The organism is Aureimonas sp. OT7 (assembly GCF_014844055.1).
Taxonomy (GTDB): Bacteria; Pseudomonadota; Alphaproteobacteria; order Rhizobiales; family Rhizobiaceae; genus Aureimonas; species Aureimonas altamirensis_A.
The window spans coordinates 1,475,349-1,487,804 of sequence record NZ_CP062167.1 but is presented as its reverse complement, the minus strand read 5'-3'; the positions used below and the strand labels follow the sequence as shown (position 1 = coordinate 1,487,804).

Genomic DNA, 12,456 nt, shown 5'->3' with positions numbered 1-12,456 from the left:
ATGCGACCTCGACGCCCCTGCTGCCATTGCATTGCAACAATCTACGTTTTTGCAAATGATTTGCAAGTGCATGAGTTGCAGTTTTTTGTGCCGGTCCGCGTGTCGGCGGATATGGGTCGAGACGTTACGGGCGTCGCCGGTCTATGCTTTCCCCCGACAGGGGATCACGGACGGGCCATGCGGCTGCTGCTAGTTGAGGACAACGACGATCTGGGAGACGCCGTCTTCCGCCATCTGCGCAATGCCGGCCATTCGGTGGAATGGGTCCGGCAGGGCGAAGCCGCGTTGGATGCCGTCGCAGCGGAGCCTTACGACGCGCTCATCCTCGACCTGATGCTTCCCGGACGCGACGGCCTGTCCATCATCGAGGAGCTTCGGCGCGCGCGGAACGCGATACCCATCCTGGTCGTCACCGCCCGGGCAGAGATCGACGACAAGGTGAGCCTTCTCGACCGTGGCGCCGACGACTATCTCGTCAAGCCCTTCGACCTGCGAGAGCTGGATGCGCGCCTGCGCGCCGTGCTGCGGCGTCCGGCCGGCCGCACCACCAGCCTGATGGAATTCGGCGATACGGTCGTGGACCTCGCCGGCCACAGCGTCAGCGTGTCAGGACAGGCAGTGGAACTGTCGCGCCGCGAGTTCCGTCTTCTGGAAATCCTTCTGGCGCGCGTCGGCGCCGTCGTGCCGAAGGAGCGCCTGATGTCGCAATTGTTCAGCTTCGACGAGGCGGTCTCCGTCAACGCGCTGGAGCTCTACGTCTCGCGCCTGCGCCGCAAGCTGGAAGGCGCAGCGCTCGAGATCGCCACCGTTCGCGGCGTCGGCTATGTGGCCCGTATCACCAATGGCGGCTGACGGCTTCTCCATCCGCCGGCGCATTCTATGGCTGGCCATCGCGCTGCTGCTCGGCGCGGCGCTGGCGCTGGTCGTCTTCGTGCTGGATTATGCCCGGCGCTCGTCCGACACCGCCTATGACAGGCTGCTGTCGGCATCGGCCTTCACCATTGCCGGCGCGGTGCAGGCGGAAGCCGGGCGGGTAACGGTCGAACTGCCGCTCGCTTCCTTCGCCATGTTCTCGGACGACGACCGCGTCTTCTACTCGGTCGCCGGGCCGGACGGCGGCTTCGTGACCGGCTATCCCGAACTCGGCGACAATCTCCCGCCGGCGACGGATTCGGAACCCGGCTACGCCGACATCGATTTTCGCGGCGAACTCGTGCGCGTGGCCACGGTCGGACGGCTCGTGTCGACGGCATCGGGCACGGGCTGGGTTACCATCCGCGTCGCCGAGACCAAAGGCGAGCGCGCGGTCCTGGCGCGCGAAATCCTCGGCAATGCGCTCTTGCCCATCGTCGCCATGACGCTCCTGGCCATTGCCCTCGTCTGGTTTGCCATCGGCCGCGCCTTCCGCCCGCTCACCCTTCTGGAGCGCAACCTCAACCGTCGCACGCCGGACGACTTGTCACCCGTGGCAGAAATCGTCCCGGTGGAAGTGCGCCGCCTCGTAGACGCCCTCAACGAGTTCATCGCGCGCCTGCGCCAGACGACCGAGCGGCTCGGCGCCCTCGTGGCGGAAGCGGCGCACGAGGTGCGCACCCCCCTCGCCTCGTTGCGCGCGCAGGCGGAAGTGGCTTTGTCGGAGAGCGACCCGGCCATGCTGCGCGGGCGCGTCCAGCGCATCCACCAGGGGGCGGTACAGGCCAGCCATCTGGTCAACCAGCTGCTCATGGACGCGACGGTGGCCCACCGGCTGGAAGCGCGCCGCATCGACCCGGTGCAGCTTGGCGATATCGTGGGCGAGGTGGTCGGCCGCCTGTCCCCGGACCTCGCAGAGCGGCTGGACGTCGATATGCCGCGCGCCGCGCGGGAGCTGGTGATCGACATGGACCGCGTGGTGCTGCGCGAGATGCTGCGCAATCTGATCGACAACGCGCTCATCTATGCCCCCGGCCCGGTTCTGGTGGAGGCCGAGGCCGACGATGGCGCGGCGATCCTGTCGGTGATCGACCACGGGCCCGGCATCGCCCCTGGGGAAAGGCAAGCCGTTACGGAGCGGTTCCGGCGCGGCAGTGCCTCGGAGGGCACCAGCGGGTCGGGCCTCGGCCTTGCCATCGTCGCCCGCGTGGCGGCAGCCGCCGGAGGACGCTTCCTGCTGGACAACACGCCCGGCGGCGGGCTGACCGCACGCGTGCGCCTGCCGGCACGCCGCGCCACGGCGGCGCTTGCCGCGCTTTTCCTGGCTGCCGGCCTCCTGGCGGCGGCGCCCGGCCCCGCACGGGCGCTGGAAACCTACTCCGCGCCATCCGGCCGGACGGGCGAGGTGCTGACGATCCTCGGAACGACGGATACGCCGTTGTTCCGCCCGTTGGTGGAGGGCTTCCAACGCCTCTGGCCGCACGTGACCGTGGCCTACGAGGAAGGCGAGACGCTGCCGATCTATCTGGAGGTCGCCGAGGCGCGCGCCGACCCGAAACCCGATCTCGTCATGAGCTCGGCGACGGATCTGCAGGTCAAGCTGGCCAATGACGGCTTCGCGCAGGCGCACGAGCCGCCCAACCTTGCCGCCCTGCCGCGCTGGGCCCAGTGGCGGCGCGAAGTCTTCGGCTTCACCTTCGAGCCGGCCGTCATCGTGTACAACCCCGACCTCGTCACCGAGGACGAAGTGCCCCGCACGCGCATCGCGCTGGCCGAGCTGCTGGAGCGCTTTCCCGAACGTTTTGCCGGAAAGGTCGCCACATACGACATCGCGACCAGCGGCGTCGGCTATCTCCTCGCCGCGCAGGACCAGACGATCTCGTCCTATTTCTGGCGCCTTGCCAGCGCCTTCGGTCATGCCGACGCGCAACTGTCCGGCAGCAGCCCGGACATACTCGACAGGGTGGAGGGCGGCGAACTCGCCCTCGGCTACAACGTGCTCGGCTCCTACGCGCTGGCACGCCAGGCCGCCGGCCATCGGATCGGCGTGGTGGTGCCGGACGACTACGTCCTCGTGCTGACGCGCACATTGCTGATCCCCGAAGGGGCACCCCGCGCCGATCTTGCCCGCGCCTTCATCGACTTCGCCTTGTCGCCCGAGGGGCAGTCCATCCTGGCCGGGCCGACCGCGCTCGGCGCAGTCATACCGGGCTCGTCCGGCGCGTTCACGGCCGAGCACATTGCGGCGCTTGGCCGCGGCGCCGTGCAGCCGATCGCGCTCGGCCCCGGCCTGCTCGTGGCGCTGGACCGCCAGCGGCGCGCCCGATTCCTGGAAACATGGCTCGAAATCGTCGGTCCGTGACGCATGACAGGATTACGACAGGTCGGCGCGCCTAACCTTGAAGCGTTCCATGTCTGGCGCGGGGAGCGCCGCATGCGTGGTTCACGTGTTTCATGCGCCTTCGAGGGCGCATCCGGGAGGAAATCATGAAGCAGTTCTTCGCCGCCGCCATCCTGGTGGCCGGCCTTTCCACGAGCGCGCTGGCACAGGGTGCATCCTACGAAATCATGGCGCCCGCCTCGCCCGGCGGCGGATGGGACCAGACCGCCCGCGCCATGCAGACCGTTCTGCAGGACAGCGGCATCGCCAGCGACGTGCAGGTGGTCAACGTGCCGGGTGCCGGCGGGACGATCGGCCTGGCGCAGTTCGTCCGCGGCAAGGAAGGCGACCCGAGTGCGCTGATCGTCGGCGGCTATGTCATGGTGGGCGCCATCCTGACCAACAATTCGCCCGTCACGCTCGATCAGGTCACCCCAATCGCCCGCCTGACCGGCGAGGCGGAAGCCATCGTGGTGCCGGCGTCCTCTCCCTTCCAGACGATCGATGACCTGGCCGCCGCCATGAAGGAGAACCCGGGTGCCGTCGCCATCGCGGGCGGCTCCGCCGGCGGTACCGACCATATCGCGGCCGGGCTCTTCGCCGAAGCGGCCGGCGTCGATCCGACCAAGATCAACTACATCGCCTTCTCGGGTGGCGGCGAGGCGCTGGCGGCCATCCTGGGCGCGCAGGTTGCCGCCGGCATTTCCGGTTACGGCGAATTCGAATCGCAGATCGCGGCCGGCACGCTGCGTCTCCTGGCGGTATCGACGGAAAACCGGATCGAGGGCGTCGACGCGCCGACGCTGAAGGAGGCCGGCTACGACGTTGTGCTGGAAAACTGGCGCATGGTATCGGCTGCGCCAGGCATCACGCCGGAGCAGGCCGCAGCAATCACCGCCGACATCGAGAAAATGGTGCAGAGCCCGGAATGGAAGGAGACGCTGGAGCGTAACAACTGGCAGGACACGTTCCTGGCCGGCGACGCCTTCAAGCAGCAACTTGCGGCGGACACCGAGAACACCCGCGAGATCCTCACCAAGATCGGTCTGGTCAAGTAGATGACCGATCTACGGCACGATGTTGCCGGGCAGCGCCGCCCCGACCGGGCGGCGCTCGCCATCGGCGCGGCGCTCGGCCTTCTGGGCCTTCTCGTCGGTTACGACGCCAGCCGCCTCACCGGCGGCTCTTATGCACAGATCGGCCCGACGGCCTTTCCCTACGCCATCGCAGCGGCCCTGATCGTCCTGTCGGGATGGACCTTCGTCGAGGCATGGCGCGGCGAGTTCCCCGAGCGCGAGGAAGACAGGATCGGGCCTATCGCCTGGATCGTCGGCGGGCTCGCCACCCAGGCGCTTCTGCTGCATCCGGCCGGCTTTTCCATCGCAACCGGCCTTCTCTTTGCGGCGACGGCGCGCGCCTTCGGCAAGCGCCAATTGTGGAAAACCATTCCCATTGGCATCCTGCTGTCGCTGGCCGTCTGGGGCGTCTTCTTCGGCCTGCTGCGGCTTCGCCTTCCGGCAGGGCCACTCGAATCCCTTTTCATCTGACCATGTCGGGCTCGTAAATCATGGACACGCTCGCGCTTCTCGGTCAGGGCCTCCTTACCGCCGCCCAACCGATCTACCTTCTGTACGCGCTGATCGGCGTCACCCTCGGTACCGCCGTGGGCGTGCTGCCGGGCATCGGCCCGGCGCTGACCGTCGCCCTCCTCCTGCCGGTGACCTATCAGCTCGACGCCACAGGCTCGCTCATCATGTTCGCCGGCATCTATTACGGCGGCATGTATGGGGGCTCGACCACCTCGATCCTGCTCAATACGCCGGGAGAAAGCGCCTCGATCATCACCGCGCTCGAAGGCAACAAGATGGCCCGCAAGGGGCGCGGCGGACCGGCGCTCGCCACCGCGGCCATCGGATCGTTCGTCGCCGGCCTCATCGCCACGCTTGGCCTGGCGTTCATCGCCCCCTACATCGTGCGCTTCGCCCTGTCCTTCGGACCGGCCGAATATTTCGCGCTGATGATCCTGGCCTTCGTTACCGTCTCCGCCGCCTTCGGCGACTCGGCCCTGCGCGGGCTGACCGCCCTGGTGCTCGGCCTGACGCTCGGCTTGGTCGGCATCGACCTGCAGACCGGGCAGGCGCGGCTTGCCTTCGGCGTGCCGGAGCTTCTCGACGGCATCGAAGTCACGACGCTGGCGGTCGCGCTGTTTGCCATCGGCGAAGCGCTGGTGGTGGCGGGCGGCTCCTCGCGGGACGACGGGCAGGTCGTGGCGGTCAAGGGTTCCGTCTGGATGAACCGCGAAGACTGGAAACGGTCCTGGAAGCCGTGGTTGCGTGGCACGGCCATCGGCTTTCCCATCGGCGCCATGCCGGCGGGCGGCGCCGAGATCGGCACCTTCCTGTCCTACACGACGGAAAAGAGCCTTTCCAGGCACAAGGAAGAGTTCGGGCATGGCGCCATCGAAGGCGTCGCAGGGCCGGAGGCCGCCAACAATGCCTCCGCCGCCGGTACTTTGGTGCCGCTGCTAACGCTTGGCCTGCCGACATCGGCGACGGCGGCGATCATGCTGGCGGCCTTCCAGCAGTTCGGCCTGCAACCCGGCCCGCTCCTGTTCATGACGTCGCCGCAACTGGTCTGGGGCCTCATCGCCAGCCTGCTCATCGCCAACCTGATGCTGGTGGTGCTGAACCTGCCGCTCGTCGGCCTCTGGGTGAAGCTTCTGACCATCCCGCGGCCGTGGCTGTATGCCGGCATCCTCGTCTTCGCGACGCTCGGCTGCATCGGCGCCAACAACTCGTCCACCGAGCTCGGTATGCTGCTGCTGTTCGGCCTGGGGGGCTACATGCTGCGCCGCTTCGGCTATCCGATCGCGCCCGTCGTCGTCGGCCTCATCCTGGGCCCGATGGCCGAGCAGCAACTGCGCCGCGCGCTGGCGATCAGCCAGGGCGACCCGACGGTGCTGATCCACTCGCCGCTGGCGATCATCCTGCTCGGCCTTGCCGTGCTGGCCCTGGTGGTGCCGATGATCATGCGCGCACGGGGCCGTGGTGCCGTTCTGTCGCAAATGGCATCCGACGAAGATTGACACGATGACGGGGCCGGCCGCGTCAGCGGCCGGTTGCCTGCAGGAGATGGTCGGGGTAGCGCTCGCCCGTGATCTCGATCGCGGCGGCCGCCCTCTCGATGTCGGCCAGATCGTCCTGCGTCAGGGCGACATCCGCTGCACCGAGATTTTCCTCGAGGCGGTGCAGCTTCGTCGTACCGGGGATGGGCACGATCCACGGCTTCTTCGCCAGCAGCCACGCCAGTGCGATCTGGGCGGCCGTCGCATTCCTGTCGGCGGCCATGCGCCGCAAGAGGTCCACCATCGCCTGGTTGCGTTGCATCGCCTCGGGCGAAAAGCGCGGAAGCGAGTTGCGCAGATCGCCCTCGCCAAAGGTCGTTTCCGGCGTCAATGCCCCCGTCAGGAAGCCACGTCCGAGCGGGCTGAACGGCACCAGTCCGATGCCGAGCTCTTCGCAGACCTCCAGAATCCCGTTGCTTTCGACACCCCGCGTCCACAGCGAATATTCGTTCTGGATGGCGGTCACCGGCTGCACGGCATGGGCGCGGCGAACCGTGTGCGCGCCGGGTTCGGACAGGCCGAAATGCTTGACCTTGCCGGCTGCGATCAGCTCCGACACCGCACCGGCGACGTCCTCTATGGGCACATCCGGATCCACCCGGTGCTGATAGAACAGGTCGATCCGGTCAGTGCCGAGCCGCTTCAGCGATGCATCCGCGACCTCCCTTATATGCTCCGGCCGGCTGTCGAAGCCGCCGCGCTTGCCATCGCCGATGCCGAAGCCGAACTTGGTGGCGATCACCACCTTGTCGCGGACGGGGCGCAGCGCCTCGCCGACCAGTTCCTCGTTGGTGAAGGGGCCGTACACCTCGGCGGTATCGAAGAAGGTCACGCCTCTATCGACCGCCTGGCGGATCAACGTCACGCCGTCCTGCCGGCCGATCGTTCCGGAATAGCCCGAATCCAGCCCCATGCACCCATAGCCGAGAGCCGAAACCTCGGGCCCCCGGGTACCCAGTCGACGCGTCTTCATGGGCAGCCTCCTGTCGATTGATCCGCCAGTGATCACATAGCGCCTCACATCCACTTTGGCACGTCGACCTGCTGAAACTCCTTCAGCTTGCGCACCAGTGCGTCGGCATCGGCATCCACGGCAATCGAATGGCGGTGTGCGGCTGGCAGAAACCGTTCCGTCACCATGTGGTCGATGAAGCTCAGGAACCGCGCAAAGAACGCCTTCGTGTCCAGAAGGCCGGCCGGCTTGTCGATCTCGGCCAGCTGGTTCATCGTCCACACTTCCATGAACTCCTCCAGGGTGCCGATACCGCCCGGCAGGGCGATGAAGGCATCCGCCAGTTCCGCCATCCGCTCCTTGCGGGCCCGCAGGGTGGGCATGATCTCGGCCTCGCTCAACCCCGAATGGCTGTGTCCCTTTTCGTGCAGCCGCCGGGTGATGACGCCATGGACGCGGCCTCCATCCGCCAGCGCCGCATCGGCCACCTGCCCCATCAGACCCTTGGTCGTGCCGCCGTAGACAAGGCGGATGCCATTGGCCGCAAGGCTGCGCCCCAGTTGTCGCGCCCCTTGCGCATAGGCGTCGTCGGCGCCGAAATTGGAGCCACAGAACACGGCGATGGATGCGATATGCGGCATGGGCTGACTTTCGGATCGCGACGTCTGACATGGAAGGCGCGCCTCGGCGCCCTATGACCCTTTCCAGCATTGCCGTGCATGAAAGGAAAGACCCTCTTGGACATCGCAGGTAACGAAACGAAGCTTCGATCCATCGTGGACGAGGTGGTCGATCGCGTACGCAAGGCCACGCCGTCGGTCTACGAGGACGCCATCGCGGCAGCGCAGGCGAAGGGAAAGCCGAAGCCGCGCAAGGGCGATTTCGAAGCCTTTGGCATTGCCGTCTTCACACGCGAGGGCGAAACCATCGCCGCCGGCAATGCGGGCGTTTCCTTTCCCATCCAGTCGATCTCCAAGGTCTTTGCCCTCGAAGTCGCGCTGGAGGCCCTGAACGGCGATGTCTGGAAGCGGCTGGGCCGCGAACCGTCCGGCGATCCCTTCAACTCCATCATCGATCTGGAGCGCGACAAGGGCATTCCGCGCAACCCGTTCATCAATGCGGGCGCTCTGGTGGTTTGCGACATGCTGGTGGGCCTGCCGGGCCGCGCGGGCCCCAACCGGCACGTGGACAGCTTCGTGCGACGCCTGGTCGGCGACGAGACGGTCGAGATTGACGAGGCCGTGGCGGAAAGCGACCGGACGGGCGGCGACCTGAACCGGTCCCTGATGTTCATGGCCAGCCATTTCGGCAATCTGACCCACCCGGTGGAAAGGGTCATGGATGCCTATGTGCGCCAGTGCGCCATCTCCATGAACTGCCGCGGGCTGGCGCGCGCCGGCCGCTTTCTGATGCAGGACGACCCGCATGCCGAGGACGAGCGCACCCGCGCCGCCGCGCGGCGGGCTCGGCGCATCCTGTCCATCATGATGCTGTGCGGCCAGTATGACGGCTCGGGCGACTTCGCCTATCGCGTCGGCCTGCCGGCCAAATCCGGCGTCGGCGGCGGCATCCTCGCCATCGCGCCACACCGGGCCTCGATCGCGGTGTACTCCCCCGCGCTGGACCCGATGGGCAATAGCTGGCTGGGGACGCTCGGGCTCGAAACCCTTACGTCGCTGACGGACTGGTCCGTCTTCGGTGCATCGCGCGTGTAAGACGCACGACGAAGATATCCATCGCCAGAATGGTCAGGAGTGCTGCCCCGGCCAGCGGGAAAACGATGCCGCCGATGGCCAGGATGACGAGGATGCCGGCAAAGGCATTCCGCTCCGCCGGTAGCGGAGGGACCCCCATGGAGCCCGCCGGCCGGCGCTTCCACCACATGATGCCGGCCGATACCGCAAGAACCACATTGCCGATACAGACCGCCAGAAGCAGCAACTGGTTCAAAAGGCCGAACTGCTGCCCCATGTGGACATTGATGCCGAACTCCAGCCAGCGCCCCAGCGGCCCGTAATCCGCATAGGACATGTCCAGCAGTGGCGCGCCGCTATATTGGTCCAGGTGCACGACGCGCTGTTGCGAAAGATCGTCCGGATAGACCGAACTGGTATAGACGCCGGTCGGGCCCGACGGAATGTTGACGGCATAGCCGGCATGCAGCCCGAGCCTGTCGAATTCGGCGACCGCATCGTCGATGCCGATCGGCACCGGTGACGCGGTGGCGGGTGGCGCAGACAGTGGCGCCTGGGCCTGCTCGAGAGACCAGCTCGTCGTCCCCTCTTCGGACAGTTTCACCTGCGACATGGGTACATCGACGCGAACACCGGACGGATAGCCGAAGTTCGTGCCGTTGGCCCACGCATTCACCTGCGCGCCCCATACGCCGGACCAGGGCATGCCGGTGATGGCCAGGAACGCGATGAAGCCGCCGAGAACGACGCCCAGAACGGCATGCATATCGCGCCAGAAGACACGCTTTGATGGCGCTCCGCGCACGGTCACGACCCCTCCCGCCCGGCCGCGCGGCCACCATAGGTAGATTCCCGTCAGCACGAGAAGGATCGACAATCCACCGGCGATCTCGATGACGCCGCGCGCCACCGGCCCGAAATAGCGCAGGCTGTGCAGATAGCGCACCGTCCACATGACGGTCCCCCGGTCGGCGAGCGAACCGAGCACCGTTCCGTCATACGGATTCACATAGACCGCGACACGGTCTCCGAGCGGCGTCACGATCGTCACTTCCGCCGAGGCGTCGGCGGCGGCCGGCTGGGTAAACTTGACAGCCGTGCCGGGTTGCACCGAAAGCGCCGACCAGATCATGGCGGAGGGCGCCGCCGCAGAGGCGCCCTCCTGGATTTCGATGCGCTTCAGATCCGAATGGATCAGGGCATCCAGCTCGTTCCGGAACAGGTACAGCGCGCCCGTGATCGACAGGGTGATCAGGAACGGCAGGACGAACAGTCCGGCAAAGAAATGCCAGCGCCACACGGCGCGGTACAGGTCGGCGGACGGACGGCCGCGCACGGCCCCGCCCACCCCTGAACGGGATGAAGTCGACATGAGTGCTTATCCTGCGTTCAGGCGTCAGTGGCCGCCATGGCCCGATGGGCCGCTGCCGCCCCCGATGGGGCCGACCGCCAGGTCCACCGACACCGTCCCGGCCTTCTCGAACTGAAGCTCCAGCGGCACCTTTTCGCCTTCGGCGAACGGCTTTTCCAGGCCGATCAGCATGAGGTGGTAGCCGCCCGGCGCCAGGGCCGCCTCTCCGCCCGCCGGAATTTCCAGCCCTTCGGGTACGGCGCGCATCTTCATCACGCCGTTGGCCATCTCCATGAAATGGATTTCGACGGTCTGCGCGGCGGGCGTGGAAGCGCCGACCAGACGGTCGGCCTCCGAACCCTTGTTCTGGATGGTCATGTAGCCCGCGCCGACATTGGCGGTCGGCGGGGTGGCGCGCGACCAGGGATGGTCGATATGCAGGGAACCGGCGGTATAGTCGTGGGCCGATGCAGGGGCGAGCGCCAGGATCGAAGCCGCGAGCGTCAGCGCGGCGAAGGCGTGTCTAAACATGGGATGTCTCTCCGAAACCGAAATCGATGAGGCCGCGCCGCACGTTCGCGGACGGCCGACGGTCAGGCGGAGACTTGGGGTGGTCCGCGCGTATCGCGTGCCAGACCTAGCAAATGCGGCGTGGGCAGCGGGTCCGCGACGCGGTGGGGCGACGGCACGGCCGTATCGGCACGCGCGAACGCAGGTCCGAGATCGCTTCCCTGTGGAAGTGCCGCCAGAAGCGTCGGGTCGGCCAGGTGACAGACGGCGCATGGGCAGGGATGCCCCTGGTCGTCCTGCGTCGCCCGTTCGTCGGCGGATGCTCCGACGACGTCGGACGGGTGGCAGATGACGAACCGGACGCCCCCGTCGACCTGCAGCGGGACGGTGCTGCCGCAGGCAAAGCCCGTCATCAGCACCTGCAAGACCAGCAGATAGCCCGTCAGGGCGGCAAGCATGCCGCCGGACAGCCGATCCCCGATAAGTTGCCGAACCCACCTCATGGCACGACTAATGCCGCATCACGGCCGCAAAGTCACGCGTTCAGACGCGACGCACGAGCGTCCACAGGGCCGTCGCGGCCAGAATGGCGGCGGCGCTGCGGTTCAGCCGCTCGAGCCGCCCGGGCCGGGCCATGAAGCCGCGCGCCCGGGCGGCCAAGGCTGCATAGGGCGTCATGACGAGCGTCAGCACCAGAACGGTGGCACAGGCGAGCATGAGGAAGCTGGGCAGCGATACATGCGACAGGTCCATGAGCGTCGGAAGCAAGGCAAGGTAGAAGACGATCGTCTTGGGATTGCTGAGCGTGATGAGGTAGCCGGCCGCAAGGCTTCCACGCAGGCTGCCGCCGGCCGCGCCCTCGACGGTCTGCGGCCGTGCGGCGCTGCGCCAGAGCTTGAAGGCGAGCCATGCGAGATAGAGCGAGGCCGCGATCCGCACCACCACGAAGAACTCGCCGAAGGCCTCCGCGATCATCGCGAGGCCGAAGCAGGCCGCCGCCAGATAGGTGAGATCGCCGAGGATCAGGCCGCCGGCGAAGGCCAGGCCGTGGCCGAAGCCGGACCCGAGGGCACGCGCGATAAGCGCGACGACACCGGGGCCGGGGACAGCGGCGGCTATGGCGAGCGCGATGCAGAAGGGCAGAAGCTGCGTGACGCTGAGCATCGCCTACCTTTTGCGGACGAATTCGGCGCGCAGGACGAGGCCCTTGATGCCGTCGAACTTGCAGTCGATCTCTTGTGCGTCACCCGTCAGCCGGATGGAGCGGATCAGCGTACCGCGCTTCAACGTCTGGCCCGCGCCCTTCACTTCCAGATCCTTGATCAGAACGACCTGGTCCCCATCGGCCAACACGTTGCCGGCTGAATCGCGCACCGTCGCGGCATCGGCTGCGCGTGCGGCGATGTCGGAAGCCGGGAGCCACTCGCCGGTTTCCTCGTCGTAGATATAGTCGTCGTCGCTGCTCATGCCGGCCATCCTGTCGAAGAATCGGCGAACCTTACGTCGGCGTCAGGCCGCGAACAATCGACCCTG

General features: G+C 67.2%; 13 protein-coding genes. 6 read left to right on the top strand and 7 right to left on the bottom strand.

Features of this window, described 5'->3' with window-relative positions:
* The first annotated feature begins 177 nt into the window (after nt 1–177).
* The 5 genes from IGS74_RS07135 (at nt 178) to IGS74_RS07115 (ending at nt 6,377) form a co-directional block, all read left to right on the top strand.
* Nucleotides 178–852, top strand: coding sequence for a response regulator transcription factor (locus IGS74_RS07135; RefSeq protein ID WP_192390408.1), 675 nt, complete (start codon nt 178–180; stop codon nt 850–852).
* The gene (locus IGS74_RS07130) at nt 842–3,274 is read left to right on the top strand and encodes an extracellular solute-binding protein (RefSeq protein WP_192390407.1); all 2,433 of its coding nucleotides are present in this window, start codon (nt 842–844) and stop codon (nt 3,272–3,274) included. Before IGS74_RS07135 ends, IGS74_RS07130 begins: the two co-directional genes overlap by 11 nt.
* Before the next feature lie 125 nt (nt 3,275–3,399).
* A complete protein-coding gene (locus tag IGS74_RS07125) occupies nt 3,400–4,350 on the top strand; it encodes a tripartite tricarboxylate transporter substrate binding protein (RefSeq protein ID WP_192390406.1) in 951 nt (316 codons plus the stop codon).
* The gene (locus IGS74_RS07120; RefSeq protein WP_039188830.1) at nt 4,351–4,839 is read left to right on the top strand and encodes a tripartite tricarboxylate transporter TctB family protein; all 489 of its coding nucleotides are present in this window, start codon (nt 4,351–4,353) and stop codon (nt 4,837–4,839) included.
* Between the two features lie 20 nt (nt 4,840–4,859).
* Nucleotides 4,860–6,377: a tripartite tricarboxylate transporter permease gene (locus IGS74_RS07115; protein WP_039188828.1), complete on the top strand. Its 1,518-nt coding sequence runs from the start codon at nt 4,860–4,862 to the stop codon at nt 6,375–6,377.
* A gap of 22 nt (nt 6,378–6,399) precedes the next feature.
* Here the strand turns inward: IGS74_RS07115 and IGS74_RS07110 are convergent, their stop codons facing one another.
* Both IGS74_RS07110 and IGS74_RS07105 read right to left on the bottom strand, forming a co-directional pair.
* Nucleotides 6,400–7,389, bottom strand: a complete 990-nt coding sequence (locus tag IGS74_RS07110) for an aldo/keto reductase (RefSeq protein WP_192390405.1) — start codon at nt 7,387–7,389, stop codon at nt 6,400–6,402.
* Between the two features lie 44 nt (nt 7,390–7,433).
* Nucleotides 7,434–8,009 (bottom strand): TIGR00730 family Rossman fold protein, encoded by a 576-nt coding sequence (locus IGS74_RS07105; protein WP_192390404.1) that lies wholly within the window; start codon nt 8,007–8,009, stop codon nt 7,434–7,436.
* A 96-nt stretch (nt 8,010–8,105) separates the two neighbouring features.
* Here IGS74_RS07105 and glsA point away from each other — a divergent pair, with 96 nt between their 5' ends.
* Entirely contained in the window at nt 8,106–9,083 is a 978-nt protein-coding gene (glsA, locus tag IGS74_RS07100) for a glutaminase A (protein WP_246723041.1), read from the top strand.
* Here glsA and IGS74_RS07095 read toward each other — a convergent pair.
* The 5 genes from IGS74_RS07095 to IGS74_RS07075 all read right to left on the bottom strand — a co-directional run bounded on the left by IGS74_RS07095 (nt 9,037) and on the right by IGS74_RS07075 (nt 12,390).
* On the bottom strand, nt 9,037–10,434 hold the full coding sequence (locus IGS74_RS07095; protein ID WP_192390402.1) for a PepSY domain-containing protein: 1,398 nt from the start codon (nt 10,432–10,434) through the stop codon (nt 9,037–9,039). The genes glsA and IGS74_RS07095 overlap by 47 nt on opposite strands.
* A gap of 24 nt (nt 10,435–10,458) precedes the next feature.
* Entirely contained in the window at nt 10,459–10,944 is a 486-nt protein-coding gene (locus IGS74_RS07090; protein ID WP_039188824.1) for a copper chaperone PCu(A)C, read from the bottom strand.
* 62 nt (nt 10,945–11,006) lie between these two features.
* Nucleotides 11,007–11,426, bottom strand: a complete 420-nt coding sequence (locus tag IGS74_RS07085) for a hypothetical protein (protein WP_192390401.1) — start codon at nt 11,424–11,426, stop codon at nt 11,007–11,009.
* A gap of 40 nt (nt 11,427–11,466) precedes the next feature.
* On the bottom strand, nt 11,467–12,087 hold the full coding sequence (locus IGS74_RS07080; RefSeq protein WP_192390400.1) for a LysE family translocator: 621 nt from the start codon (nt 12,085–12,087) through the stop codon (nt 11,467–11,469).
* Nucleotides 12,088–12,090: 3 nt separating this feature from the next.
* A complete protein-coding gene (locus IGS74_RS07075) occupies nt 12,091–12,390 on the bottom strand; it encodes an alkylphosphonate utilization protein (protein ID WP_039190735.1) in 300 nt (99 codons plus the stop codon).
* Between the last annotated feature and the right edge of the window lie 66 nt (nt 12,391–12,456).

Coding starts and splice junctions, on each gene's coding strand:
- IGS74_RS07135 (WP_192390408.1), top strand. CDS start 178: ATGCGGCTGCTGCTAGTTGAGGACAACGACGATCTGGGAGACGCCGTC.
- IGS74_RS07130 (WP_192390407.1), top strand. CDS start 842: ATGGCGGCTGACGGCTTCTCCATCCGCCGGCGCATTCTATGGCTGGCC.
- IGS74_RS07125 (WP_192390406.1), top strand. CDS start 3,400: ATGAAGCAGTTCTTCGCCGCCGCCATCCTGGTGGCCGGCCTTTCCACG.
- IGS74_RS07120 (WP_039188830.1), top strand. CDS start 4,351: ATGACCGATCTACGGCACGATGTTGCCGGGCAGCGCCGCCCCGACCGG.
- IGS74_RS07115 (WP_039188828.1), top strand. CDS start 4,860: ATGGACACGCTCGCGCTTCTCGGTCAGGGCCTCCTTACCGCCGCCCAA.
- IGS74_RS07110 (WP_192390405.1), bottom strand. CDS start 7,389: ATGAAGACGCGTCGACTGGGTACCCGGGGGCCCGAGGTTTCGGCTCTC.
- IGS74_RS07105 (WP_192390404.1), bottom strand. CDS start 8,009: ATGCCGCATATCGCATCCATCGCCGTGTTCTGTGGCTCCAATTTCGGC.
- IGS74_RS07095 (WP_192390402.1), bottom strand. CDS start 10,434: ATGTCGACTTCATCCCGTTCAGGGGTGGGCGGGGCCGTGCGCGGCCGT.
- IGS74_RS07090 (WP_039188824.1), bottom strand. CDS start 10,944: ATGTTTAGACACGCCTTCGCCGCGCTGACGCTCGCGGCTTCGATCCTG.
- IGS74_RS07085 (WP_192390401.1), bottom strand. CDS start 11,426: ATGAGGTGGGTTCGGCAACTTATCGGGGATCGGCTGTCCGGCGGCATG.
- IGS74_RS07080 (WP_192390400.1), bottom strand. CDS start 12,087: ATGCTCAGCGTCACGCAGCTTCTGCCCTTCTGCATCGCGCTCGCCATA.
- IGS74_RS07075 (WP_039190735.1), bottom strand. CDS start 12,390: ATGAGCAGCGACGACGACTATATCTACGACGAGGAAACCGGCGAGTGG.